At 62.7% G+C, this 25,970-nt stretch carries 23 protein-coding genes and 1 pseudogene; 13 read left to right on the forward strand and 11 right to left on the reverse strand.

The annotated features are described in order from the left end of the window. Positions 1-4: 4 nt before the first annotated feature. A complete protein-coding gene (locus ACVW0Y_RS04040) occupies positions 5-802 on the reverse strand; it encodes a hydroxymethylpyrimidine/phosphomethylpyrimidine kinase (RefSeq protein ID WP_457436228.1) in 798 nt (265 codons plus the stop codon). Between the two features lie 281 nt (positions 803-1,083). On the opposite strand from ACVW0Y_RS04040, the gene ACVW0Y_RS04045 reads away from it, so the two are divergent. The 4 genes from ACVW0Y_RS04045 to amn all read left to right on the forward strand — a co-directional run bounded on the left by ACVW0Y_RS04045 (position 1,084) and on the right by amn (position 7,619). Continuing rightward, positions 1,084-3,492, forward strand: coding sequence for a 7TM diverse intracellular signaling domain-containing protein (locus ACVW0Y_RS04045; RefSeq protein ID WP_457436230.1), 2,409 nt, complete (start codon positions 1,084-1,086; stop codon positions 3,490-3,492). Between the two features lie 188 nt (positions 3,493-3,680). After that, positions 3,681-4,337, forward strand: a complete 657-nt coding sequence (locus ACVW0Y_RS04050) for a TetR/AcrR family transcriptional regulator (protein ID WP_457436231.1) — start codon at positions 3,681-3,683, stop codon at positions 4,335-4,337. Beyond that, the gene (locus ACVW0Y_RS04055; RefSeq protein WP_457436233.1) at positions 4,334-5,986 is read left to right on the forward strand and encodes an acyl-CoA dehydrogenase family protein; all 1,653 of its coding nucleotides are present in this window, start codon (positions 4,334-4,336) and stop codon (positions 5,984-5,986) included. The genes ACVW0Y_RS04050 and ACVW0Y_RS04055 overlap by 4 nt, the downstream gene beginning before the upstream one ends. Before the next feature lie 160 nt (positions 5,987-6,146). Continuing rightward, complete coding sequence (amn, locus tag ACVW0Y_RS04060; protein WP_457436235.1) at positions 6,147-7,619, forward strand: AMP nucleosidase; 1,473 nt, start codon at positions 6,147-6,149, stop codon at positions 7,617-7,619. Between the two features lie 97 nt (positions 7,620-7,716). Here amn and ACVW0Y_RS04065 read toward each other — a convergent pair whose 3' ends face one another. Together ACVW0Y_RS04065 and ahr are read right to left on the reverse strand one after the other, a co-directional pair. Next, positions 7,717-8,751 carry an MBL fold metallo-hydrolase gene (locus ACVW0Y_RS04065; protein WP_457436236.1) on the reverse strand — a complete coding sequence of 345 codons (1,035 nt, stop codon included), beginning with the start codon at positions 8,749-8,751 and terminating at the stop codon, positions 7,717-7,719. An 80-nt stretch (positions 8,752-8,831) separates the two neighbouring features. Continuing rightward, positions 8,832-9,860 (reverse strand): NADPH-dependent aldehyde reductase Ahr, encoded by a 1,029-nt coding sequence (gene ahr / locus ACVW0Y_RS04070; protein ID WP_457436238.1) that lies wholly within the window; start codon positions 9,858-9,860, stop codon positions 8,832-8,834. A 142-nt stretch (positions 9,861-10,002) separates the two neighbouring features. Here ahr and ACVW0Y_RS04075 point away from each other — a divergent pair, with 142 nt between their 5' ends. Then, positions 10,003-10,626 (forward strand): pseudouridine synthase, encoded by a 624-nt coding sequence (locus ACVW0Y_RS04075; protein ID WP_457436239.1) that lies wholly within the window; start codon positions 10,003-10,005, stop codon positions 10,624-10,626. A 108-nt stretch (positions 10,627-10,734) separates the two neighbouring features. Here ACVW0Y_RS04075 and ACVW0Y_RS04080 read toward each other — a convergent pair whose 3' ends face one another. Then, positions 10,735-10,938, reverse strand: a complete 204-nt coding sequence (locus tag ACVW0Y_RS04080) for a DUF2788 domain-containing protein (RefSeq protein ID WP_108096231.1) — start codon at positions 10,936-10,938, stop codon at positions 10,735-10,737. Positions 10,939-11,057: 119 nt separating this feature from the next. Next, the gene (locus ACVW0Y_RS04085; protein WP_108096230.1) at positions 11,058-11,537 is read right to left on the reverse strand and encodes an Lrp/AsnC family transcriptional regulator; all 480 of its coding nucleotides are present in this window, start codon (positions 11,535-11,537) and stop codon (positions 11,058-11,060) included. Between the two features lie 544 nt (positions 11,538-12,081). Here ACVW0Y_RS04085 and ACVW0Y_RS04090 point away from each other — a divergent pair. Further along, on the forward strand, positions 12,082-13,197 hold the full coding sequence (locus ACVW0Y_RS04090) for a DUF6515 family protein (RefSeq protein ID WP_457436241.1): 1,116 nt from the start codon (positions 12,082-12,084) through the stop codon (positions 13,195-13,197). Between the two features lie 99 nt (positions 13,198-13,296). Here ACVW0Y_RS04090 and ACVW0Y_RS04095 read toward each other — a convergent pair whose 3' ends face one another. Beyond that, positions 13,297-14,184: a cation diffusion facilitator family transporter gene (locus tag ACVW0Y_RS04095; protein WP_457436242.1), complete on the reverse strand. Its 888-nt coding sequence runs from the start codon at positions 14,182-14,184 to the stop codon at positions 13,297-13,299. Further along, complete coding sequence (locus tag ACVW0Y_RS04100; RefSeq protein ID WP_457436243.1) at positions 14,181-14,600, reverse strand: polyribonucleotide nucleotidyltransferase; 420 nt, start codon at positions 14,598-14,600, stop codon at positions 14,181-14,183. The genes ACVW0Y_RS04095 and ACVW0Y_RS04100 overlap by 4 nt, the downstream gene beginning before the upstream one ends. 179 nt (positions 14,601-14,779) lie before the next feature. Here ACVW0Y_RS04100 and hrpB point away from each other — a divergent pair, with 179 nt between their 5' ends. From hrpB to ACVW0Y_RS04115, 3 genes and pseudogenes are all read left to right on the forward strand, one after another. Beyond that, complete coding sequence (gene hrpB, locus ACVW0Y_RS04105; RefSeq protein WP_457436244.1) at positions 14,780-17,314, forward strand: ATP-dependent helicase HrpB; 2,535 nt, start codon at positions 14,780-14,782, stop codon at positions 17,312-17,314. Between the two features lie 345 nt (positions 17,315-17,659). Continuing rightward, positions 17,660-18,505 (forward strand): annotated as a pseudogene (locus ACVW0Y_RS04110) (cache domain-containing protein); the annotation flags it as partial. A gap of 129 nt (positions 18,506-18,634) precedes the next feature. Next, on the forward strand, positions 18,635-19,360 hold the full coding sequence (locus tag ACVW0Y_RS04115; protein WP_457436331.1) for a methyl-accepting chemotaxis protein: 726 nt from the start codon (positions 18,635-18,637) through the stop codon (positions 19,358-19,360). A gap of 97 nt (positions 19,361-19,457) precedes the next feature. Here the strand turns inward: ACVW0Y_RS04115 and ACVW0Y_RS04120 are convergent, their stop codons facing one another. Beyond that, entirely contained in the window at positions 19,458-20,549 is a 1,092-nt protein-coding gene (locus ACVW0Y_RS04120; RefSeq protein WP_457436246.1) for an endonuclease/exonuclease/phosphatase family protein, read from the reverse strand. Positions 20,550-20,757: 208 nt separating this feature from the next. Here ACVW0Y_RS04120 and ACVW0Y_RS04125 point away from each other — a divergent pair, with 208 nt between their 5' ends. Next, entirely contained in the window at positions 20,758-21,498 is a 741-nt protein-coding gene (locus ACVW0Y_RS04125) for a substrate-binding periplasmic protein (protein ID WP_457436247.1), read from the forward strand. Here ACVW0Y_RS04125 and ACVW0Y_RS04130 read toward each other — a convergent pair. Then, positions 21,495-21,938, reverse strand: a complete 444-nt coding sequence (locus tag ACVW0Y_RS04130; protein WP_457436248.1) for a VOC family protein — start codon at positions 21,936-21,938, stop codon at positions 21,495-21,497. The genes ACVW0Y_RS04125 and ACVW0Y_RS04130 overlap by 4 nt on opposite strands. 44 nt (positions 21,939-21,982) lie before the next feature. Next, complete coding sequence (locus ACVW0Y_RS04135) at positions 21,983-22,657, reverse strand: hypothetical protein (RefSeq protein WP_457436249.1); 675 nt, start codon at positions 22,655-22,657, stop codon at positions 21,983-21,985. A gap of 115 nt (positions 22,658-22,772) precedes the next feature. Here ACVW0Y_RS04135 and ACVW0Y_RS04140 point away from each other — a divergent pair, with 115 nt between their 5' ends. The 3 genes from ACVW0Y_RS04140 to ACVW0Y_RS04150 all read left to right on the forward strand — a co-directional run bounded on the left by ACVW0Y_RS04140 (position 22,773) and on the right by ACVW0Y_RS04150 (position 25,413). Further along, positions 22,773-23,291, forward strand: a complete 519-nt coding sequence (locus ACVW0Y_RS04140) for an NYN domain-containing protein (RefSeq protein ID WP_457436250.1) — start codon at positions 22,773-22,775, stop codon at positions 23,289-23,291. Between the two features lie 111 nt (positions 23,292-23,402). Beyond that, complete coding sequence (locus tag ACVW0Y_RS04145) at positions 23,403-24,014, forward strand: 3'-5' exonuclease (protein ID WP_457436252.1); 612 nt, start codon at positions 23,403-23,405, stop codon at positions 24,012-24,014. A 67-nt stretch (positions 24,015-24,081) separates the two neighbouring features. Continuing rightward, complete coding sequence (locus tag ACVW0Y_RS04150; RefSeq protein WP_457436253.1) at positions 24,082-25,413, forward strand: DEAD/DEAH box helicase; 1,332 nt, start codon at positions 24,082-24,084, stop codon at positions 25,411-25,413. 119 nt (positions 25,414-25,532) lie between these two features. Here ACVW0Y_RS04150 and ACVW0Y_RS04155 read toward each other — a convergent pair whose 3' ends face one another. Then, on the reverse strand, positions 25,533-25,967 hold the full coding sequence (locus ACVW0Y_RS04155) for a PAS domain-containing protein (protein ID WP_457436254.1): 435 nt from the start codon (positions 25,965-25,967) through the stop codon (positions 25,533-25,535). Between the last annotated feature and the right edge of the window lie 3 nt (positions 25,968-25,970).

Here is a 25,970-nt window from a genome sequence, read left to right on the forward strand (position 1 = left end):
GCCGTCACGAACAGAAGTCCAGCGGCAGGCGGCGCGGTACGTACTGGCCGCGACCCAGTTGCTCGGCATCCCGCAGGGTACGCCAGGTATAGGCCAGGGCAGATTCAACGGCGCTGGCCAGGTTTTCCCCCAGGGCCAGGCGGCCGGCCAGGGTGCTGGCCAAGGTGCAGCCGGAGCCATGGTAGCTGCCGGGCAGGCGTTCGCAGGTAAAGCTGTGTTGGCTGCCGTCGCGGCTGTACAGGCGGTTGTGCACTTGGGCTTCGTCGCCATGACCGCCGGTGATCAGCAGGTGTTGGATAAAGGGCAGGAGTTTGGCGGCGCATTCGTCGGCCGTGCCCTCAGGCAATTCGGCGAGGATGCGCGCTTCGGGCAGGTTCGGTGTGGCGATGGTTGCCACCGGCAGCAGACGCTCGCGCATGGCGAAACCCACTTCGTCCTTGCCCAGTGCGCCACCGCCACCGGCGCGCAGCACCGGGTCGCAGACCAGCGGAACGCCTGGCAGCTGCTGCATGATTTCCAGCACGGTTTCGACCATCTGCACCGAGCCGAGCATGCCCAGCTTGACGGCGGCCACCGGCATATCGGCGATCACGGCATGGGCCTGGGCCAGCACCCATTCGCGGTCGAGTACGCGGAAATCACTGACGTTGACGGTGTCCTGCACCGTCAATGCGGTTACCGCTGGAGCGGCATGGCAGCCTTGGGCAAGCAAGGCTTCGATATCGGCCTGAAGACCGGCACCACCACTTGGGTCGTGGCCGGAAAGGCAGAGGACAACGGGGCGGGAGCTATAGGTAGTCATGGTGCGCGAGCTTATCACTTTTCACCTTTTTTGCCCCTGGCCGGGCGGCGTTTTCAATCGCTGCCCTGTGAGATGCCAGCCGCGCAGCAGTGGCCACCGGGGTTTTCCCGACGACAGGTGGCCAGCATTGCTGCTGGCACCTGCCATGCCTTGCTGGCGGCGGCTTTCAGCGCCTGGCGGCTATGCTAAAGTGGGCCCATTTGAATAAATCAGGCCGGTATCCTGAGGTCATCTACGGAGATGGGGCTCCGACTTCAGGTTCCAGGTCTTTGCGGGGCAGCATGCGCTACGGTCTTTTACTTCTTCTGTGTCTACTGACGAACCTGGCCCAGGCGGTCGAGCTCGATGAGTACACAACCCAGCTTGTGCTCGGACAAGAGATGGACGTGTTCGAAGATGTGCGCGGCGACGCCACCATCAGCGACATCACCTCGCCGGCGCTGCAAGCCAGCTTCCGCCGCCACGACAATCCGGTGCTGAATGCCGGTTATTCCCACTCGGTATTCTGGCTGCGGGTCGATCTGGCCTACCGCCCGCAAACTCTGGTTGGCCAGCAGCCCTGGCTGCTGGAACTGGCCTACCCGCCGCTGGATCATCTCGACCTGTACCTGCCCGATGGCCGTGGCGGTTTCACTCTGGCTCAGCGCACCGGCGATGCCCTGCCATTCGCCAGCCGGCAGATCAAACAGAACAACTACCTGTTCGAAATCTATCTGCAGCCGTATCAGCCGCAACGTATCTACCTGCGCCTGCAGAGTCAGGGTTCGATCCAGGCACCGCTGAACCTGTGGTCGCCCAAGACGTATATGGAACAGATGCCCGGGCGTATCTACCTGCTCGGGGTGATCTACGGTGTGCTGCTGGGCATGCTGATCTACAACCTGTTTATCTTCCTCAGCGTGCGCGACCCCAGTTACCTCTATTACATCCTTTATATCGCCTCGTTCGGCCTGTATCAGGTGTCGGTCAACGGTGCCGGCATCGAATATTTCTGGCCGGACAACCCCTGGTGGGCCAATGCCTCGACGCCATTCCTGGTGGGTTCGGCAGCGCTGTTCGGCGGGCAATTCGCCCGCAGCTTCCTGCATACCGCCGAGCACAGTCCCTGGGTTGACCGTACCTTGCTGGCAATCATGGCCGTCGGCGCCCTGGTGATGGTGCTGGCGCTGACCGTCAGCTACAGCGTGTCGTTGCGCCTGGCCACTTACCTGGCGCTGCTGTTCACCATTGTGGTGTTCTCGGCCGGGTTGATTGCCTGGCGGCGGGGCATGCGCGTGGCGCGCTATTTTATCTTTGCCTGGACCACCTTCCTGATCGGTGGGGTGATCAATACCCTGATGGTGCTTGGCTACCTGCCTAACGTGTTCCTCACCATGTACGCCAGCCAGATCGGTTCGGCCATCGAGGTGGGCCTGTTGTCCCTGGCGCTGGCCGACCGCATCAACTCGATGAAGGAAGAGCGCGCGCGCATCCTCTATGACTCCGGGCGCAAGCTGGAAACGCTGAACCTCGAACTGGCCAACAGCAACCGCCTGAAAGATGAATTCCTCGCCACCGTTACCCACGAACTGCGCACCCCAATGAACGGCGTAATCGGCTCGCTGGAGTTGATGCAAACGGTACCCATGGACGTTGAACTGGAGCAATACCAGAAGACCGCCAGTGCCTCGTCGCGGGACATGATGCGGATGGTCAGCGATATCCTCACCCTCACCGAGTTGCAGGCCGGCAAGCTTTATCCCTGGCGCGAACCGTTCAGCCTGCGCGGCCTGTTCGGCGGTGTGCGCAGCCAGTTCGCCCCACGCGCCGAAGAAAAGGGCCTGGGCTTCACGCTGGAAATGGACGACAGCCTGCCTGACACCCTTGAAGGTGATGCCGGCAAACTCAGCCAGTGCATCGGGTACCTGCTGGACAACGCCATCAAGTTCACCCCCGGTGGGGCGGTGACGCTGCGGGTGTCGGCCGGCGAGCGCGGCCGTGAGGGCCTGAGCTTGAAGGTCGAGGTGATCGACAGCGGCATCGGCTTCAGCACCCCGCAGGACGGTTCCCTGTACCAGCGTTTCCATCAACTGGATGGTTCCATGACCCGCGAGTACGGCGGCCTCGGTGTCGGCCTGGCGATCTGCCGCAAACTGGTGAGTTTGATGGGCGGTGGTTTGAGCCATCAATCGCAAGTGGGCGAGGGCAGCACATTCGCGCTGAGCGTGCCGCTGTTTCTCTCCGCCAGCGCTAACAACGTTGCTGCCGCTGATGTCACACGGCGTGGCAATGGCCCGGCCTTGCGCCGGCCGGAGCAGTGCACGGTGCTGGTGGTGGAAGACAACGGCATCAACCAACTGGTGATGCGCGGCATGCTGCTCAAGCTCGGCTACCGGGTGCGCTGTGCCGACAACGGTGCCGACGCCCTTGAGCTGCTGCGCCGTGAACCGGTGGATGCGGTGCTGCTGGACTGTCAGATGCCGGTCATGGATGGCTTCGCCACCTGCCGAGCACTGCGCGCGCTGCCCAGCTGTGTCGATCTGCCGGTGCTGGCCATTACGGCCCACAGCCACAGCGGCGACCGCGAGCGTTGCCTGGCGGCGGGCATGAGCGACTACCTGGCCAAGCCGGTGAAGTTCGAAGCGTTGCAGGCGCTGCTGCATGACTGGTTGTTGTGCCTGGAGCCGCCTGTGCCAGTGCGCACCCACTAAGCCCCGCCGGTTTTCTCGTAGGAGCGGCTTCAGCCGCGATGCTCTTGCGCCCTCCCGCCTTTTGCAGGCATCGCGGCTAAAGCCGCTCCTACGGGGTGCTCGTTTGACCTTCTTCTTTGGCTGGAATGCCCCTTCATCCAAACTCTGAACCATGATTCACTGCAATCAAATGAATCAGGATTCAGACTATGGCTTACCGTCACAGCGCCGCCCGTATCGACCGCGACCAGGAACAGCGCGAACGCATTCTCGACTGTGCCCTGCTGCTGGTGGTGGAGGGTGGTTTTGCCGCGCTGACCATGCACGGCCTGGCCGAACGCGTGGGCATCGCCACCGGCAGCCTGTACCGGCACTTTCGCGGCAAGGGTGAGCTGGCGGCGGAAGTCTTTACCCGCGCCAGTCAGCGCGAGGTGGACGCCCTGGCCGCGTCGCTGGCGCTGCCGGGCAGCGAGCCGCAGCGCCTGGCGGCAGCCCTGCATCAATTTGCCGACCGCGCCTGGCAGAGCCGCCGTTTGGCGTTTGCCCTGATCGCCGAACCCGTTGACCCCGAAGTCGACGAAAGCCGCCTGGTATACCGCGAGGCCTATGCCGACCTGCTCGGCACGTTGATCGCCGAAGGCGTGCAGTCCGGCGCATTCCGCACTTCATCCATCGCCATCAGCGCCGCCTGCCTGGTGGGTGCCATCAGCGAAGCCCTGGTCGGCCCGTTGTCGCCGCAAGCCCGCGCCGCCCGTGAGGCCGGTGAACCCACACAACAATTGGCGGACGTCAGCGCCGCTTTGGTCTCTTTCTGTCTGCGCGCACTCGCATCCCGTGAAGCCTGCGCTGAGGAGTTACTGCCATGAACCACGCCGTACTCGCCGAAACCCACGAAGTCAGCAACCAGCCGCCCGCCCTCGATGGCATCAACCTGTACCGCGCCGACTTGCCGCTGCAGGACTGGACCCGCCACTTCGGTGGTGCCTGGGCGCAGCAGCGTATCGATGCCTACGGCGCTCTGGCAGGTGGTCCGCTGATGGCCGCCGGTTTTCTCGCCAACGAAAACAAACCGGTATTCAAAAGCCATGACCGCTATGGCCATCGCATCGACCTGGTGGAGTTTCACCCGGCCTACCACCAGTTGATGCAGGCCGCCGTCGAGCACGGCCTGACCTCGCTGCCCTGGACCGATCCGCGCGCCGGCGCCAACGTCGCCCGCGCCGCCATGACCTATATGCACAGCCAGGCCGAAGCCGGCAGTGGCTGCCCGCTGACCATGACCTTTGCCAGTGTGCCGGCCCTGCGCATTCAGCCGGATGTGGCCGAAATCTGGCTGCCGAAAATCCTCGCCACCGAATACGACCCGCGCAACCTGCCGATGGGCCAGAAGGCCGGCGTCACCATCGGTATGGCCATGACCGAAAAGCAGGGCGGCACCGATGTGCGCGCCAACACCACCCGTGCTTATCCCGTGGGCATTCCCGGCCCAGGCCAGGCTTATGAACTGGTGGGCCACAAGTGGTTCTGCTCGGCACCGATGTGCGATGCGTTTCTGACCCTGGCGCAAACCGACAAGGGCCTGAGCTGCTTCTTGCTGCCGCGCCACCGTCCAGATGGCACGCGCAACGAGTTCTATATCCAGCGCCTGAAAAACAAACTGGGTAACTGGTCCAACGCCTCCAGCGAAGTGGAGTACCGCGGCGCCCTGGCCTGGATGCTCGGTGAAGAAGGCCGCGGGGTGCCGACCATTATCGAAATGGTTTCGCTGACCCGCTTCGACTGCATGGTCGGCTCCAGCGCCCTGATGCGTCAGGCCTTGAGCCAGGCCGCCCATCACTGCGCGCACCGCCGTGTCGGTGGCCGACTGCTGAGCGAGCAGGCGTTGATGCAGAACGTGCTGGCCGATCTGGCGCTGGAAAGCGAGGCAGCCATTGCCCTGAGCATGCGCATGGCCAAGGCGCTGGATAACGCCCATGACGAACAGGAAGACAAATTCGCCCGGCTGGTGACTGCGGTGGGCAAGTACTGGATCTGCAAACGCGCCCCCGCAATGATCAATGAGGCCGCCGAATGCATGGGCGGCGCGGGTTATGTGGAAGACAGCATCCTGCCGCGCCTGTACCGCGAAGCACCGGTGAACTCCACCTGGGAAGGTTCCGGCAACGTGCAGTGCCTGGACGTGCTGCGCGCCCTGTCGAAAGAGCCGGGTGTCCTCGATGTGCTGTTTGCCGAGCTGGGCGATGGTCACGGCGATGCGCGTTTGAAAGCGCATATCGAAGGCTTGAAGGCGGGCTTCCGCGATACCGCCGACATCCAGTACCGCGCCCGCCAGCTCACCGAAGATGTCGCCGTCGGCCTGCAAGCCAAACTGCTGCTTGAAGGTGGCAATGCGCTGGTGGCCGACGCCTTTATCGCCAGCCGTCTGGGCCAGGGTGGTCGCGTGTACGGCACCTTGCCGCGCGGTATCGACGCCGAAGCCCTCGTTGCGCGCAGTACCCCGCACCTGATGGCTTGATTGTAGCCCTCGTAGGAGCGGCTTCAGCCGCGATGCTGTTGAGATGAAAGCATCGCGGCTAAAGCCGCTCCTACGAAGGCGGCGTTGCTCAGTCCCTCATGCCTTTTCCTGACAATGCAGGCAAGATAGAGCCATGCGAGTCCAGACAGGAAGGCCGAACGTGACCAGTAGCACCGAGAGTTTTGTCATTGCATACACCCCGGAAGAAGCGGTGGACCGCCTTGCCGCACTGCACCAGGCAGCTGTGGATGGCCTGAGTCAGGCGCTCAAGGCCTACCTCAAAGATCGCACCAAACCCGAGCCCGGCCAGCGCGACCGCTTTCGCTACCCCGAACTGCGCCTGACCTACCAAACCCAGGGCGAAGTGCCCACCACCGTGCGCGCCTACGCCAAGGTGCAGGTGCCCGGTACCTATGCCATCACCGTCACCCACCCCGCAGCCTTTCGTAAATACCTGCTGGAACAACTGCGCCCGTTGATGAACGACTTCACCGTCAAGGTGGAAGTGGGCGTCAGCGAGCAGAACATTCCGTACCCCTATGTGGTGGAAGCCGGCGATGAGCTGGCCGGTTCCGGCGTGACTGCCGCCGAGTTGTCGCGGGTATTCCCGAGCACCGATCTATCCGCCGCCACCGATGGCATCGCCGACGGCCTGTACGACTGGCAAAACATCGATCCGCTGCCTCTGGCGCTGTTCGACGCGGCGCGGGTGGACTTCTCCCTGCGCCGCCTGGTGCATTACACCGGCAGCGACTGGCGGCATGTGCAGCCATGGATTCTGCTGACCAACTACCACCGTTATGTGGACCAATTTATCCGCCACGGCCTGGCGCAACTGCGCGACGACCCGCGCTATGTGCGCATGGTGCTGCCGGGCAATGTGATCATCGAACGCGGCACGTCCGAAGAAGATGCCCAGGCAGTCGCCGATGCGGTGGTCTGGCACCGTTACCAGATGCCGGCCTACCACCTGATCGCCGCCGATGGCCATGGTGTGACCCTGGTGAATATCGGTGTCGGCCCGTCCAACGCGAAGAACATCACCGACCACCTGGCCGTGCTGCGCCCGCATTGCTGGTTGATGATTGGCCACTGCGGTGGCCTGCGTCAGTCGCAGACCATTGGCGACTACGTGCTGGCCCACGCCTATATGCGCCGCGACGGTATTCTCGACCGCGTGGTGCCGCCGAATATTCCGATTCCGGCCCTGGCCGAAGTGCAGCTGGCCTTGCAGGAGGCTGCTGCTGCGGTTACCGGCGAGAAGGGCGAAGCGCTGAAACGGCGCCTGCGCACCGGCACCGTGCTGACCTACGACGACCGTAACTGGGAGCTGCGCTGGGCCCAGGAGCGGCCGCTGATCAACCTGGCCCGCGCCATTGCCGTGGATATGGAAAGCGGCACCATCGCCGCCCAGGGTTATCGTCTGCGCGTGCCCTACGGCACCTTGCTGTGTGTCTCGGACAAACCGCTGCACAGCGAAATCAAACTGCCGGGCGCGGCCGGGGCGTTTTACGAGCGCGCGGTGAGCCAGCATTTGAACATCGGCATCGCTGCCCTGGACCTGATGCGCACCCAACTCGACTCCCTGCACTCACGCAAACTGCGCAGCTTCGACGAGCCGCCGTTCAGGTAATCCCGGCCTTAAAGCAACCCCGTAGGAGCGGCTTCAGCCGCGATGCTCTTAAGATCAAGAGCTTCGCGGCTGAAGCCGCTCCTACGGGCATGTGTTTTTAGGGCACCTGCCACGTATCCCCAGGCTGTGGCACGCGAAAGGTCTGCGGGTCCACTTGCTGTTCCTGCAACGCCGCCGCCAGGTCGGCCGGCGGGGCGAACTGGCCTTCGTCGGTCAGGCGGAAAACCCCGAAGTGAATCGCCAGGCTGTTCTTCGCTTGCAACTGCCGGTGCGCCTGGACGGCATCGTCGGGGTTCATATGGTGGTCGCGCATAAACCAGCGCGGCGCGTAGGCACCTATCGGCAGCAGGGCAAAACGCATCGGCCCGAAGCGCTGGTTGATCAGCTTGAATTCCGGCCCCAGCCCGGTATCTCCCGGAAACAGCAGTGGCCCACCCGGTGCCTGCAGGACGAAGCCCAGCCACAGGGTGTGATTGGTATCGGTGCGGGTGCGTGCCGACCAATGCTGCACCGGCACGCCATGCACGCTCAGGGTCGGGCTGATGCTCAACGCTTGCCACCAATCGATCTCTGCCACATCGGCGAAACCGGTTTGCTTGATCAGCTCGCCGTTGCCCAAGCCCGTCACCACCTTGGCCAGCGGGAAGCGCAGAGCCAACTGGCGCAAGCTTTGCAGATCGAGGTGGTCGTAGTGGTTGTGGCTGACCAGAATCAGATCAATCGGCGGTAGCTGGTCGATACTCAGCCCCGGCTGTTGAAAGCGTTTCGGGCCGATAAAGCTGAACGGGCTGACCCGCTTGGACCATACCGGGTCGGTGAGGATATTCAGGCCCTGGGTCTGCAGCAGCACGGTGGCGTGGTTGATATAGGTGGCTTGCAACTCTTCGCCCGGTACCCGTTCACGTAGCACCGGCGGGGTTTGCACAGCAGGTTGTGCCACCCAGGCGTCGGTGCGCTCGCGGTTGAGCTGCCACTTGAGCAGGTCGGCAAAGCTTTTATGCGGGGTGGGCTGGATATTGTGAAAACGCTCGCCATCGAAGTGATCGCTGGCGGGGCCTTGATAGGCGGAGTTGTTGCAGCCGACCAGGGTCAGCAGGCTCAGCAACCAGGTAGGGCGCAGGCTACGGGGCATGGAGAAAACTCATGCAGGGAAGATGCAGGCAAACCTAGCACGGCGGCTGCGGTTTGCCTGCGCCCTTACATGTTTTGCAACTACTGGCTGGCGTCCAGCACCACACGGTAGCGGGCCTTGCCGGCACGCAGATGGTCGATGGCCTCGTTGACCTTGCTCATCGGAAACATCTCCACCTGCGGCACGATCTGGTGGCGGGCACAGAACTCCAGCATCTTCGCCATATTGGCCGGCGAGCCCACCGGGGAACCGGAAATGGCCTTCTGCGCGGGGATCAGGCTAAACACATTCACCGGAATATCGCTGGGCACAATGCCAACAAAGTGCAGGCGGCCGCGGCCACGCAAGGTGGTGAGCAGGGCATTCCAGTTGAGATCGGCGCTGGCGGTAACCAGCAGGAAATCCAGGGTGCCAGCAATGGCTTTCATCGCCGCAGCATCGGTAGAGGCCACCGCCTGGTGCGCACCCAGACGCTGGGCTTCTTCCTGTTTGCTCGGCGATGAAGTGAACGCCGTCACCTCGCAGCCCCAGGCATTGAGGAATTTCAGTGCCAGGTGGCCGAGACCGCCAATACCGACCACACCCACGCGGTCGGTGGGCTTGATGTCCAGCTCCAGCAGCGGGCTGAACACCGTGGAGCCGGCGCAGAACAGCGGACCGGCCAGGCTGGGGTCGATGGCCTCGGGAATCGGAATGGCCCAGGCCCAATGAGCGCGCAGGCGATCAGCGAAGCCGCCGTTGCCGCCAATAATGGTTGGCTGCACGGTGCGGCACAGCTGGTGCGAGCCTTCCATGCAGGAGGCGCAGTGCATGCAGCTGCCTTTGTTCCAGCCAATGCCGACGCGCTGGCCCAGCTTCAGGCCGCGCACCTGATCGCCCACCCGCACCACTTTGCCGACCACTTCATGGCCGGGAATAAACGGGTAACGGGTACGGCCCCATTCGTTGTCGATCATCGACTGATCGGAGTGGCAGATGCCGCAGAACTCCACCGCCACTTCCACTTCTTCGGCGCCCAGCGGCCCCGGGTCGTACTCATAGGCTTGCAGCGGGGCGTTGGGCGCGGTGGCGGCCCAACCGGTGAACTTCTGAACGTCGGACGTGCTCATGCAAGGGCTTCCTGATTGGTTGTTCGGCGCAACGCAGCAGAATAACCATAGACGGTAATTGCTGAAGCGAGATAAGCCAGGCTGATGGCGTGGCATGGCCTCGGGTTACACTGTGCCGCCCGTTTGCCCTCCCGGATTGTTTATGGCCCGCCCACCTCGCCCTGCCTCCCAACCTGCCCGCCCGGCACCGCGCCGTGTCGCCAAGGCACCGCCGGCCGAGCCCAAGCTGCTGCTATTCAACAAGCCCTTTGATGTACTGACCCAGTTCAACGACGAACAGGGTCGTAGCACCCTCAAAGACTTTATCCCGGTGCCCGGCGTGTACCCGGCCGGGCGTCTGGACCGCGACAGCGAAGGCCTGTTGCTGCTGACCAACGACGGCCAGCTGCAGGCGCGGATCGCCGACCCCAAACACAAGCTGGCGAAAACCTACTGGGTGCAGGTAGAGGGTGAGCCCACCGAAGAGCAGTTGCAGCGTTTACGTGATGGATTGGCGTTGAATGACGGGCCGACCTTGCCGGCCGAGGCGCGCCACCTGCCGGAGCCGCACTTATGGGAGCGCAATCCGCCGGTACGCTTTCGCAAAAGCATTCCGACGGCTTGGTTGGAGCTGGTGATCAAAGAAGGGCGCAATCGCCAGGTGCGGCGGATGACGGCGGCGGTGGGGTTGCCGACCTTGCGTTTGGTACGGGTACGGATCGGGCCGTGGAGTATTGAAGGGTTGGGGCTGGGGGAGTGGAAAGAGGTGGATGCCGTACTGCGCTGACTCCCGTCCGTGGGAGCGGCTTCAGCCGCGATGCTTTTTGCTCTCGGGCTTTGCGTTTTCAGGCCCGGCCAATCGCGGCTGAAGCCGCTCCTCCGGGGAAGCGGTGAATCAGAAGCCTTCCAGGCTTCCGATCACTACGGTCTTGATGATAAAGCCCAACACGCCCAGCCCCAGGGCCAGAAAGAGAACCATGGTGCCGTATTTGCCGGCTTTGGATTTTTTCGCCAGGTCCCAGACGATAAAGCCCATAAAGGCCACCAGGCCGCCGACCAGGATGATCATCATCCACTCTTCAAACTTTTCCGGTTCCATCACAACCTCGGGTATTCACCAGACTTGAACGTGCTGCCCGGGCACCAGGGCCGGGTCAAGGCCGGCGATTATACGCCAGCGTTCAGGGCTCTGGCCTGAGCTTCGTCGCCGCACCCGGTTCAGCTGCGCAGATGTTGCAACGGCAGCTGGGTGCTGGAAATTACCTGGTTGAGGACAAAGCTCGACTTCACGCTGGTCACCCCTTCAATACGGGTGAGCTGGCCGAGAAGGAATTTCTGGTAGTGGTCCATATCCGGTACCACCACCTTGAGCTGGTAGTCGGCGTCCATGCCCGTCACCAGGCTGCACTCCAGCACTTCCGGGCACTGGTTGATCACCGATTCGAAGTGCTCGAAGCGCTCGGGCGTGTGCCGGTCCATGCCGATATGCACATAGGCGGTCAGGCTCAGCCCCAGCTTCTTGCGGTCCAGCAGCGCCACCTGGCGGAGAATATAGCCGTCATCTTCCAGCTGTTTCACCCGCCGCGAGCAGGGCGAAGGCGACAGGCCGATACGCTCGGCGAGCTCCTGATTGGAGATACGCGCGTCGCGCTGCAATTCGGCGAGAATATTCAGGTCGTAGCGATCCAGGTTGTTCAAGATGACGCCCCTTTCGTTTCTGATTGCGCAACATGGTGCGTTAAGGGGGAAAGATTGCGCAACTCATATCTCGATCAGCAATATTCGCAATCCTCTGTCGCGTGGTCAGGCCTACACTTTCCCTCAAGTTAAATGACCCGGACGCAAGTCCAACTGGCCCGCTCAATCAGGTGCGCCAGCGCCACCGATCCCACCGGGTCGCTCAGGCACCCGGGTCCGCCCGCTGAACCAAGAGGGCGATACAGGCGGCGACACAATCGCCAGCAGCGGACGAGAAGTTTAGAAGGGGGCCCTCGCGAGGCCCCCTTTTTATTGGGTGTTACTAAACGATCCGCAGCGCTTGAAAAGCCGTCTGCACCTTGCCCTGCCTGGCTCGCGCGATCTTGAATGGTGGCAGGCAACTATTTTTTATTCAGCTGTGGTGGCCCTTGCAACTCCGTAAGCGGCCGTTGTCGAAGCTGTTACCAATCGGCTACAACTGCCCGCCGTTCAGCGATACTGACGGCAGGTCATTTCGCGGTAACTGTCCCCTGGAGTAGAAGTCATGAAGTCGCAGATCTGGCGCCTGGCAGGTGTAAGCGTCCTTTCCCTGGCGATGTTTGCCAATGCCCTGGCTGATGATGACAAGCCCGATGCGCGCGCGGTGATGGGCGGCGGTTCGCAGCGTGATCAGGGGCGGAGCAATTCAGGTGGCGGCTATCAAGGTGGCGGGCAGGGTGGTCACCAGGGCGGTGGCAATCAAGGTCAAAACAATCAAGGTCAAGGCAATCAAGGCAACGGGCAGTTGCGGCCTCCGCAACAGCAGCAACAGCAACAGCCAGGCCCGCAAGGCGCGGCCCGTACCCTGGGCGGCAGCAGTTCGTCGCAGCGCGATGACCGCGGCGGCCGCGACAGTTATGGCAATGGTTACAACAGTGGTGGCTACAACCAGGGCGGCTACAACCAGAACGGCTACAACCAAGGGCATTACGACAATAACAACGGCAACGGCCATAACGGCGATCATGATGACGATGACCGCGGCCACTCCAGCAACAATGAACCCCGTGGCCCGCAAGGCCCGGCCCGGCAATTGGGTGCCAAGTCGCCGCCGCCGGCCAACCAATGGCACGGTGGTCGCCCGGATGGCGGCTGGGGCCCAGGCCCACGCTGGGAGCCGGGCTATCGAGTCGACACCATTCCCCAGGGCCGCTGGCGCGTACCCCACGGCGGCATCGATTACTACTACGCCGACGGCTACTGGTACCGCCCTTATGGTCCCAGCTATGTCGTCGTCACCCCACCTTATGGCGTGCGGGTGCGCACCTTGCCGTCATACGCCGAGCAGCTGTGGATTGGCAGTTCGCTGTATTTTATCGCCGCCGGCACCTACTACCTCTATCAGGCCGACCGCCAGGAATACGTGGTCACCAACCCGCCGACACAGGTAACCAGCAACAACGGCTGGCAGGGTAACGGCTACGACGTAGTGGCCTATCCGGCCCGCGGGCAGAGCGAAGCGCAAGTCGCGCAGGACCGCTACGACTGCCACCGCTGGGCCGTCAACCAGAGCGGCTTCGATCCCTCGCAAGCCAGCTACGCCCCGGCGGCGAATGTGGCGGATATCTACCGTCGTTCGCTCGGTGCCTGTATGGCCGGGCGTGGATATAGCGTGAACTGAGGAAGATCAAAAACATCGCGGCTGAAGCCGCTCCTACGGTGGAAACACACCTCGTAGGAGCGGCTTCAGCCGCGATTGATGGGCCTGGAAACGAAGAAGTCAGCGCGGTCTCACCACTTCCTGCGGATCGGCATGCACCAGCACTTCGGCCCGTGGGTAGGCGGCGATAATGGCTTGCTCCACCTGCTCGCACAGATCGTGTGCCACGGTCAGGCTCAGCTCCCCCGGCAATTCCAGATGCAGCTGCACAAACCAGTGCGAGCCGGAAATCCGTGTGCGCAGGTCATGGGCTCCAAGCACGCCGGGCACCTGGCAAGCCAGTTCGAGCATCTGCGTGCTGACATCCGTCGGCAGCTCTTCATCCATCAGTACGGCAATCGCCTCGCGGACAATCTGCACCGCGCTCCACAGGATGTAGACCGAAATCCCTAACCCGAACAACGCATCCAGCTGCTGCCAGCCAAACCAGGCCAGTACCAGGGCCGCCAGAATGCTGCCGTTAAGCAGCAGGTCGGAGCGGTAGTGCAAGGAGTCGGCACGAATCGCCGTGGAGCCGGTGATGCGGATCACCCGGTATTGGAATGCCAGCAAGGCCAGGGTCAGCGCCAGCGACAGCAGCATCACCGCGATGCCCAGTTCCGGCGAACCCAGGGGCTCGGGATGGCGCAGATGCTCCACCGCCTGAATCGCCACCAGCACCGCACTCACGGCAATAAACAGTGCCTGGGCAATCGCTGACAACGCTTCCGCTTTGCCGTGGCCGTAGCGGTGATCGTCATCGGCCGGGCGCAACGAATAGTGCACGGCCAACAGATTGAGCAGCGATGCCGCGCCATCCAGCAGCGAGTCGGTGAGCCCCGCCAGCAGGCTGACCGAACCGCTCAGCCACCAGGCCACGCCTTTGGCGACGATCAGAACGATCGCTACCGTCAGCGAGGCAAAGGTGGCCTGACGCAGCAGGCGCTCGTGCGCCTGGGTCAATTTCATGCGGCGGGCTGCAGACCGAACGCGGCCAGCTGTTGCAGGCTGCCGCTGTGCTGGATCAGACGGGGATCATCGAGTGGCAGGGTGCGACCGGTTTCCTGCTCGATCAGCGCTTTCAGGCGCACGTTGTCGACCTTGCCATCGGTACCGATGGTGTCCTGCAGTTTCTGTGGATCGATCTGCGCGCTCTGGCCTTCGGGGAAGTAAATGGCACCGGTGGCAAAGTCGATGCTGAAGGCGATCAGGCCGGGGATGATATAGAACAGCAGGCCGATGGCATCGAGACCTGCCACCACCGGATCGATCTTGCCTTCGATCTGGCCACGACGATCCGGGAAGAAAATGCTGCCGCAGGCCGTCAACTGAGTGAGCAACGCAACGATCAACGCACCACCAACAACACGAGTCCGCATGTGCATAAGCACCTCCAAGGAAATAGTCGTGCAACTATAAAGGCTGATTGGCCGCGAAGCAGCAGGCGCACGCGTTTTAGGCGCTAATCCTGCGACTGCCCTGCTGTAACTGAGACTGTGCAAAGCCCGTTGGCGTTCGCCGCTATAATCGCCGCCCGACTTTGCCTCGCGCCAATGACATGCCCATGACTCCATTGCCCATCGACGACGTTTTGCCCGCTCTGCGCGCCGCCCTGGCCGAGCGCCATGAGGCCGTGCTGGAAGCACCGCCCGGCGCGGGTAAAACCACCCGTGTGCCGCTGGCGTTGTTGCAGGAAAGCTGGCTGGCCGGGCAGTCGATCATCATGCTTGAACCGCGGCGCCTGGCCGCGCGTGCAGCGGCCGAGCGCCTGGCCAGCGAATTGGGTGAGGCCGTCGGCAACACAGTGGGCTACCGCATTCGTCTGGAAAGCAAAGTCAGTGCGGCCACCCGCATCGAGGTGGTCACCGAGGGCATTCTTGCCCGGCGTCTGCAGGACGACCCGGCGCTGGAAGGCGTCGGTCTGGTGATCTTCGACGAATTCCATGAGCGTAGCCTGGACGCCGATCTGGCCCTGGCCCTGACCCTCAATGGCCGCGCCTTGCTGCGTGATGAGCCGCCCCTGAAGGTGCTGCTGATGTCCGCCACCCTGGAAGGTGAGCGCTTGTCCGCGCTGCTCGACAACGCCCCGGTGGTGCGCAGCGAAGGGCGCATGTTCCCCGTGGAAACTCACTGGGGGCGGCCATTCCAGCCTGCCGGTCCGTACGCCAAGGAAGGCCTGGAGCCGCGGGCGGTGCAGACCGTGCTGCAGGCCCTTAACGATGAACCGGGCAGCGTGCTGGTATTTCTGCCGGGGCAGGGGGAGATCCGCCGGGTTAACGATCAACTCGCTGAAGCCTTGAACGGGCGCAGCGATATTCTGCTCTGCCCGCTGCACGGCGAACTCGACCTCAGCGCCCAGCGCGCCGCCATCGAACCGGCCCCTGTGGGCAAACGCAAAGTGGTGCTGGCCACCAATATCGCCGAGACCAGCCTGACCATCGATGGCGTACGCGTGGTGGTGGACGCCGGATTTGCCCGGGTGCCGCGTTTCGACCCCGGCAGCGGTATGACCCGCCTGGATACCCAGCGCATCTCCCGCGCCAGTGCCACCCAGCGCGCCGGGCGTGCCGGGCGTTTGCAGCCGGGTTCCTGCTATCGCCTGTGGTCGCAGGCGCAGCACGAGCAGATGGCCGCATATGGCAGCGCGGAGATTCTCCAGGCCGACCTCGCCGGCCTGGCCCTGCAGCTGGCGCGTTGGGGGGTGACCCCGCAGGAACTGACCTGGCTGGATGCGCCGCCCACTGCATCCTATGCCCAGGCCCAGGACCTGCTGGTGCGCCTCGGTGCCCTGCAGAGCAACGGCCAACTGACGCCCCACGGCCAGGCCATGGCCGAACTGCCGGCGCATCCGCGCATCGCGCATTTATTGTTGCGTGGCCAGGCCCTGGGCCTGGGCAATCTGGCCTGCGATGTCGCCGCGTTGCTCGGTGAGCGTGATATCCAGCGCGGCGGCGGTGCCGATCTGCACAGTCGCCTGGCCTTGCTCAGTGGTGAAGAGCGTGGTCACCGAGGCGGGCAGGGCGGGGTGCAGCGGGCCCGGCAATTGGCCAAGCAATTCAAAAGCTACCTGCGTGGCAAACCTACCGAGCCGGTCAGCGACCCGGATCACCCGCGTTGGCTCGGTGCCTTGTTGGCCTTTGCCTATCCCGACCGCGTGGCCCAGCAGCGGCGTGCCGGCGGTGGCGAATACCGGCTGGCCAACGGCCGCGCTGCGCAGTTCGGTGAGCCGGATGCCTTGATGAAACAACCCTGGCTGGTGGTCGCCGAACTGGGCAGCCGCCAGGGCCAGCGCGAAGAACGTATTTATCTGGCTGCCGAGTTGGAACCGGCGCTGTTCGATGGCGTTTTGCGCGAGCAAGTCAGCGTGCGTGAGGAGCTGGAATGGGACGAACGCGAAGGCGCGCTCAAGGCCGAACGCCAATGGCGAGTTGGTGAGCTGGTGCTCAATCGCGAACCGCTGAAAGACCTCGACCAAGACTCCCGCAGTCGCGCCTTGCTTGGCCTGGTGCGACGCAAGGGCCTGGAGCTGTTGCCGTGGAAACCCGAGCAGCGCCAATGGCAGGCGCGTATTGGTTTGTTGCGCCGCCTCGACCTGGCCAACGGCAGCAGCAGCGAATGGCCGGATGTCAGCGACGCGGCGTTGCTCGCCAGTCTGGAGAAATGGCTGCAACCTTACCTGGGCAAAGTCACCCGGCTGAGCCATTTCGGCAATCTGGACCTGCACAACATGCTGCAAACCCTGTTGCCCTGGCCGCTGCCGCAGCGTCTGGAAGAGCTGGCACCGAAGACCATCGAGGTGCCCTCCGGCTCGCGTATCGGCATCGACTACCACGAAGAACCGCCGGTGCTCGCGGTACGCATGCAGGAGCTGTTCGGCCTGGCCGATACGCCGCGGATTGCCGGCGGCCGCCAGGTGGTGAAACTGCATCTACTCTCACCTGGGCGCAAGCCGGTGCAAGTAACGCAGGACCTGGCCAACTTCTGGCGCAGCACCTACGCCGAAGTGAAGAAGGAATTGAAGGGCCGCTACCCGAAACATTATTGGCCCGATGACCCTTTGGTCGCCGAACCGACCGCCAGAGCCAAACCGCGTCGCTAACCTGAACGATTTTTTGCCGCGTATGGCGCAACCTACGCCGCCGCGATTCGTGGGCGCGGTGTGCGCACCGTTACGCTGGTCGGAAAGGTTAACGGATCGCCCGTGGCCGCCGATAGCAGCCATACAACACCTTAATGCCTGGAGAACGATGGAATGGCGCTCAATTTGAAGTTTCGCCACAAGATTTTGCTAGCGGCGGGCTTAACCGTAGTTTTTGCCTTTACCGTCTTTGTGCTGTTCAACGACTACCAACAGCGCCAGACCCTGCGCGTGGACGCGGCACGCTCCATGGGTGAGTTGGGGGCGCTGACCACCTCCAATATCCAGACCTGGCTGCGCGGCAATATGGCCCTGGTGGACTCCATGGCCCAGCAGATCGGCAACCAGGGTGCCGCACCGGACACCCTGAAACAAATCGTCGGCCTGCCGGTGTATGGCAGCGCCTTTCAGCTCAGCTATTTCGGCGGCACCGATGGCCTGATGTTCTCCGTACCGGCCGGTTCGCGTGCCGCAGATTACGACCCACGCGCCCGTGGCTGGTACAAGGCGGCGATGGCGGCGGGGCAGACCGTAGTCACCGAACCCTACATCGCCGCCTCCTCGGGCAAGCTGGTGATCACCGTCGCTACCCCGGTCAAACAGGGCGGCCAGATCATTGGTGTAGCCGGTGCCGACATCGACCTGGCTAGCGTCAGCGCTACCATCAACTCGCTGGACTTCGATGGCCACGGCCATGCCTTTATCGTCAGCAGCGACGGCAAGATTCTCATCCACCCGAACAAGGATCTGATCCTCAAAACCCTGGCCGAGGCCTTCCCCGGTAGCGGTCTGGTGGCAAAAAGCGGCTTGAGCGATGTTCAGGCCAACGGCGAAGACCTGCTGGTGCAGTTCACCCCGATGCAGGGCATCGCTTCGGCGAACTGGCAGCTGGGTCTGGCTCTGGAGCAGTCGTTCGCTTTTTCCATGCTCAAAGAATTTCGCGTAACCGCGGCACTTGCCACGGTGATAGCGGTGGTCGCCATTATCACCTTGCTCGGCATCCTGATTAACGTGCTGATGCAGCCGCTGTTTGTAATGGGCAAGGCCATGCAGGATATCGCCGAGGGCGAGGGCGATCTGACCCGCCGCCTGGTGGTGCTGCGCCACGATGAGTTCGGCCAGATGGGGGCTTCGTTCAACCGGTTTGTCGAGCGTATCCACCAGTCGATCAAGGACGTGGCCAAAGCCACCCACCACGTCAACGAGGTGGTCTCCCGGGTGCTGACCGCTTCCAACGCCTCGTTGCTCAACTCCGACCAGCAGGCCACGCGCACCACCAGCGTGGCCGCAGCGATCAACGAACTGGGTGCCGCCGCCCATGAAATTGCCCGCAATGCCGCGGTCGCCTCCGAGAGTTCCGCCGATGCCAGTGCGCTGTCGGCAGAAGGGCAGCAGGTGCTTGGCCAGTCGATCACCTCGATGCGCGAGCTGTCGCAGAAGATCAGCGAGTCCTGCGTGACCATCGAAAGCCTGAACGCGAAAACGGTGAATATCGGGCAGATTCTCGAAGTGATCACCGGCATTTCCCAGCAGACCAATCTCCTTGCCTTGAACGCCGCCATCGAAGCGGCGCGGGCGGGTGAAGCGGGGCGCGGCTTCGCCGTGGTAGCCGATGAAGTGCGCAACCTGGCGCACCGCACCCAGGAGTCGGCGCAGCAGGTGCAGCAGATGATCGACGAGCTGCAAACCGGCGCGCGCAGTGCGGTGGGCACCATGGAAGAGAGTCAGAAGCAGAGCGACAAAACCGTGCAGGTCGCCAACCTGGCTGGCGAGCGCCTGGGCAGCGTGACCAGCCGGATCGACGAGATCGACGGCATGAACCAATCGGTGGCCACCGCCACGGAAGAACAGACCGCGGTGGTCGAGACTATCAATATGGACATCACTGAAATCAACACCCTCAACCAGGATGGCGTAGAGAACCTGCGTACCACCCTGCAGGCCTGCAAAGAGCTGGAGCAACAGGCGGCGCAGTTGAGTCAGTTGGTGCGTAGTTTCAGGATTTGACCGACCGTTCGGCGTTCCTCTCGTCGCGGCTAATGCCCCTCCCACAAGGGATCGAATTTCCCTTGGGGAGAGGCTTTAGCCGCGAGGCTTTTGCTCGTTACTCGGGGAGCAGAAAGCGCGCAATCACCGGCAAGTGATCGGAGATCCTCAGGGTATCCACCTGCCGCACAGTGGCGGCCACACGCTCCAGTGAGGGGCTGTGGAACAGGTAGTCGAGGGTACGATCCGGACCGCTCACTTGCGGGTCGTTGGGGAAGTGCGTGTACCAGGCCGCCTGGCCAGCACCGCCGGCTTCCTCCAGGCTGGGAATCATCGGGTATTTACCCGCCAGCACCTGCAGCTCACTATCGGCGGCGTACCAGCTGCGCTGGCGTTCCGACAGGCGCTGGAATTGTCCGGGCGGTAATAGATTGAAATCGCCACCAATCACCCACGGCGTCTTCGCCGCGTTCAGTGCCTGTAACTGTTGATCAATCATCGCCACTTGCCGCTGCATGGTGTCATCGCCTTGGGCGAAGGCATCCAGGTGGGTGTTGATCACCGCCAGTTGGCCGCCGCCGCGAATCGGCAGGTAGCTCACCAGCAGGGCGCGCTTGAGATTGAACTGGCGGGTCAGCGGGTCGGCCGGCGGCGTTGGTAACTGCAGGCGTTCGGCCTGGCTGATGCGAAAGCGGCTGAGGGTGCCGAGTTTCATCCCCACGCTGCCGCGGATTTTCGGGTGCGGCACAAACGCCGCCTTCCAATAAAACGCCTGACTGCTGCACGGGTAGAGGTCGGCCAGACGCTCCTGCAACAGCGCCAGCTGGTTCTGGTAATCGGTGGCTTTGGTGTTTTCGTGCAGCTCCTGTAGCAGCACGATATCCGGCTGCTCATCGCGCAGAATACGCGCCACCTCGTCCAGGCTGTAAGCCAGGTCGGCGGCAGTCGGGCGGGTGTCCGGGCCGCTGCCATCGGCCAGGTCGTACCAGAAAACATAGCGCTTGCCGGCCAGGTACTGCACGTTCCAGGTCATCACTTTAAGGGCCTGACCGGGCTGCAAGGTGGCGGTATTCACGTCGCAGGACAGCGGCGCCGCCTCGCGCTCAGCAGGGTGCCAGGTGATGCTGTAGACCAGCACCGACAGGGCAATACCAAGAAGCAGAACGAGCAACAGGGCTTTTCGTAACGCAAGCGTGCGAAGCAAAGGCATGGGCAGGGGCCAAGTGGCAAAAAGGGCGCGAGCCGGAGCATAACCGAGCGTGGGGGCTCAACCCAACTAGCAGCCAACTAACGGGCCAATTGCAGGTAATCGTGTGACGCATCTGGCGAATGTCATATTGCTCGCTGTAGATTACGCCGCACTTGTACGATGTCTACCCAACTCCCAAGGCCCCCACGGGCGTGGGCTAAGGACGTGAATGCGCTGGTCATTGTTGCTGCTCACCCTGCTCTGCCAGTTGGTTCTGGCGGATGAGCGCGCACCTTTGCGGGTGATGACCGACCTTTGGCCACCGTTTCGTATGGAAGATGCCCAAGGCAATCTGATCGGTCTGGATATCGACGTACTCAACGAAATCAGCCGTCGCAGTGGTCTGCACTTCGATGTGCAGCGGGCACCCTGGGCACGCGGTCTGGCCGACCTGCAACAGGGGCGCGCCGACCTGATGATCGGCCTGGCGAAAACCCCCGACCGTGAGCAGTACATTGAGTATTTGCCCGCTCCTTATTACGCCTGCGCGCCCCGTTTCTACACCGCCGCCAACACCTCCGAGCAACTGCAAAGCTACGCCGATCTGCAGGGCAAGCTGATTGGCTATGTCCACGAGTCGGTGTACTTCCAGCCCTTCGATTCGGACCAGACTCTGCTCAAACGCGGGGTCAATAACGAGCAGCAGCTGTTGCAGATGTTGCTACGCGGCCGCCTGGCCGTGGTGATCGGCACCGATTGCCAAGTGGACTTCGAGTTGCTGCAAAGCCACTACGCGGCCGCCATCGCCAAGGCCCGCTATCTGCCCGAAGCGCACACCGAATTGTTTATCGGTTTTTCCCGCATGCGCGGCCTGGCGGCGGAGCAGCAGGTGATGGCCAAGGCTCTGCAGAACATGCTCGACGAAGGCTGGGTCAGCCAGCGCGCCAAGCGTTATCGGGCCCCGCGTTAGTTCGACGTGGCGGCTTCGGCTTCGACATAAATGTCATACAGCGAGGTCGCTTCCCAGTAGGTTGCCTCGATCTTGTGGCCATCCAGATCACGAACGAAACAACCGTAATACTGCTCGCCATAGTGCGGCCGCGGACCGGGCGGGCCATCGCCGCTGGCACCTGCCGACAGGGCGGCGGCATAGAAGGCATCTACCGAGGATTTGTCCTGCGCGACGAAGCCGATATGGGTGCCATTGCCGACGCTGGCCGCCTGGCCGTCGAGAGGAATCTGCAGCCAGAACTCCGGGTACATGCGGCCATAGGCGACCGCGCCGGGGTGCTCCATCACCCGCTTGCAACCCAGAGTGGCCAGCACGCGGTCATAAAACACCAGCGCGCGCTCGAAGTGATTGGTGCCGATGGACAGGTGGGAGAGGATGCTGGGATTGGCATCAGCCATGGAACAGGCTCCGGGAAAAGGCTTCCCCTGAGCCTAGCTGCAAATCAGCGTGCTGCTGGCTGCGCGCCGACCAGCATAAACAGACGAAACCCCACCACGCTGGAGAACAGCGAGATAAAACTGGTAACGCTCTGCACGGCAAATACCAGCAGCGCCTCGTCCATTTGCACTTCGCCTTCGCCAGCGACACCGAAGTTGAGGCTTTGCAGCACCCAGAGCGGCACTACCACCAGCATGATGCACAGCAACACGCGCAGGAATTGGCCATTGGTCATGCTGAAGCTGTCGCGCATCGCCGCCAGGGGCGAGGTGCCGCGCAGTACCAGCAGGTACTCGGCGAAGGCCAGCTTGACCAGCACATAGATGCCCGGCAGCAACATCAGCTTGGCACCCAGCAGAAACAGCAGATTGGTCAGCGCACTCAGCACCGCCAGACGCGGCCACAGGCGCAGCGTCAGGGCCAGCACATCGGGCAATCGCGGGGTTTCGCCGCTGCTGCGCGCGGCCATGAAGATGATCAAGGCACCGGTGTACAGCGGGTATACCGCCAGGGTGATCAGCATGGCGTAGATCGGCGAGTTGTCGCCGGGGTCGGCACACAGCAGTACGGTTTGCGCCAGGCTTTCGAGCATCACCAGCGGCAGGCAGAGGCGGGTGATGTCACCCAGGTTGCGGCTGAAAAAGTAAAAAGCGTCACGAATAATCGGTAATGGGTTCATCAAGGCGGTCACGGCAGCGAAGCAAGGGCTGCACTTTAGCCCATGGCTGGCGGCCCTCCAACGCCAGGATGTGGCGAACGATTAGCACAAAGCCTCGGCTAAACCTGATCGACTGATGGCATACTGCCAATACTTTGGCCGCCCAGGAGTCAGGCTGGTGAAAAGAATTGCCGTGTTCGCCGATGTGCAGAACCTCTACTACACCGTGCGTCAGGCCCATGGTTGCCACTTCAACTATGCCGCGCTGTGGGCCGATATCGCCCAGCATGGCGAGATAGTCGAGGCTTACGCCTATGCCATTGACCGTGGCGACGCCAAGCAGCAGCAGTTTCAGCAGATCCTGCGCAACCTCGGGTTTACCGTAAAGCTCAAACCCTTTATCCAGCGCAGTGACGGCTCGGCCAAAGGCGACTGGGATGTGGGCATCACCATCGACATCATGGACGCCGCCCAGCGCGTCGACAGCGTGGTGCTCGCTTCTGGCGATGGCGACTTCGACATGCTGCTGGACAAGGTCCGTAGCTATGGCACCGAGGCGGTGGCCTATGGGGTGCCGGGGCTTACTGCTCAGTCGCTGGTGCGGGCTGCTTCGCGCTATGTGCCGATTGAAGGTGCCTTACTGCTTCGCAACTAGTCATCACCCGTAGGAGCAGCTTCAGCCGCGATGCTTTTGATCTCGCCGTTTGCAGGGATCGCGGCTAAAGCCGCTCCTACGCCGCCCATTCCCCTGACGAGACTCTCCCCCGTGGAACCCATTGCTGTCATCGACTTCGAAACCACCGGCATATCCCCTGGCCAGAATTGCCGCGCCACCGAGATTGCTGCGGTGATAGTCGAAGACGGGCGCATCGTCGGCCGTTATCAAAGCCTGATGAAAACCGGTGTGTGGGTGCCGCCTTTTATCGAAAGCCTCACTGGCATCAGCAACGCCATGCTGCGCGACGCGCCGCCAGCCGCCGAGGTGATGGAGGCGGTGGCGGAGTTTGTCGGCGACATTCCCCTGGTGGCCCATAACGCGTCTTTCGACCAAAAATTCTGGGACGCCGAACTCGGCCTGATCAAACGCCAACGCGTGCAGTCCTTCGCCTGTTCCATGTTGCTGGCGCGGCGTTTATTGCCCCAGGCCCCCAACCACAAGCTTGGCACCCTCAACAGTTGGGCGCGGCTGCCGGTCACCGGCAAGGCGCACCGGGCCATGGCCGATGCGGAAATGGCCGCCAACCTGACCCTGTTTATGGCCGGCCACCTGCGTGAGCAGCACGGCATTCACAGCATCTCCCACAGCCTGTTGTGCCGTTTGCAGAAAGTGCCCGCGGCGAAGATCGGCGAAGCCTTGCGCCTGGCGCGTAACGCCTGAGCCATAACGCCCAGCGCCGCGGACAGGGTAAACTGCCGGCTTCTTTGAAACACCCGGGCTCCCCGCTATGACTTTCGCCACCCTTGGCCTGATCGAACCTTTGCTGCGCGCTCTGCAAGAGCTCGATTACAAAACCCCGTCGCCGATCCAGGCCCAGGCCATTCCGGCCGTGCTGGCCGGCCGCGACCTGATGGCCGCTGCCCAGACCGGCACCGGTAAAACCGCCGGTTTCGCCTTGCCGCTGTTGCAGCGCCTGACCCTCGAAGGCCCGCAAGTGGCAAGCAACTCGGTGCGTGCGCTGGTGCTGTGCCCCACCCGTGAACTGGCCGAGCAGGTGCACGAAAGCATTCGCGTGTATGGCCAGCACCTGCCGCTGACCACCTACGCAGTCTACGGCGGCGTCAGCATCAACCCGCAGATGATGAAGCTGCGCAAAGGCGTCGACATTCTAGTGGCCACCCCGGGGCGCCTGCTCGATCTGTTCCGCCAGAACGCGGTCAAGTTCAACCAGCTGCAAACCCTGATTCTCGATGAAGCCGACCGCATGCTCGACCTCGGTTTCTCCGAAGAGCTGCGCGATATCTACGCCGCGCTGCCGAAAAAGCGCCAGACCCTGTTGTTCTCGGCGACCTTCTCCGAGGCCATCCGCACCCTGGCCGGCAACACCCTGAATGACCCGCTGAGTATCGAAGTCAGTCCGCGCAACGTGGCGGCTAGCAGCGTCAAGCAGTGGATTATCCCGGTCGATAAAAAGCGTAAGTCCGAGCTATTTATTCACCTGCTGAAAAAACAGCGTTGGGGCCAGGTGCTGGTGTTCGCCAAGACCCGTAATGGCGTCGATGAACTGTGCGAGAAGCTGCAAGCCCTGGGCATCAATGCCGACGGCATCCACGGCGACAAACCGCAAGCCACCCGCCAGCGCGCCCTGGACCGCTTCAAAACTCGCGAGATCCAGATTCTGGTGGCCACCGATGTGGCGGCCCGCGGCCTGGATATCGACGACCTGCCGCTGGTGGTCAACTTCGACCTGCCCATCGTTGCCGAAGACTACGTACACCGCATCGGCCGTACCGGCCGTGCCGGCAACAGCGGCCAGGCGATCTCCCTGGTATGTGCCGATGAAGTGCAACTGCTGTCGGCCATTGAAGTGCTGACCCGCCAGACCCTGCAGCGCAGCGAAGAACAGGACTTCGAACCCGAACACCGGGTGCCGATGACCGACCCCACTGGCCAGGTGCTGAAAAAACCGAAGAAGCCGAAAAAACCGAAAACCGGCGGCGGTGGCGGCAAAAGCAAAACCCTGGGCAAATGGACCGAAAGCGCCGAGCCGCTGGAAGCGCCGGTGAAGGCGATTCGCAAGGTGCCGAGTTTCAATACCGGGCCGCGCAAGAAGAAATAAGCCTCTCGCAACCCCGTAGGAGCGGCTTTAGCCGCGATTGGCCAGACCTGGAAACGGTGTTGGCTAGGCCACCGCATCGCGGCTAAAGCCGCTCCTACAAAGAGCTGAGGCCGCGACCCTTACGACGCGTTCTTATGCACCGCCGCTTCGGTCGCGTCGTAGATCACCACGCAAATGTGCTCCACCTTGCCACTGCTCGCCGCCAGCGGCAGCAGGGTGACGTTCTGGTACATAAAGTCGGCGCGGCCGGTGATCGGTTGGTAGTTCTTGAAATGCACCAGATACGGCCGCTGTTCCCACAGGCTGAAGGCGCGGGTGCCGAGGGTGACCACGCTGTCGACCTTGCGCCGGAACCAGGGTTCGTCGATTTCCTCGAACAGCTCGAACAGCGACTTGCCGTGCACCTCATCCGGGCCCAGACCCGAGTGGTTTTCCATAAAACTGTTGAACACTTCCACCCGATAGTCGCGGTCGAGCACGATCACGCCCACATCGATGCACTGCACGATATCCAGTAGCCAGTGAACCTCTTTGATGTCGATCTGCGCAGGCATAGG

Source organism: Pseudomonas sp. TE3786 (assembly GCF_054057335.1).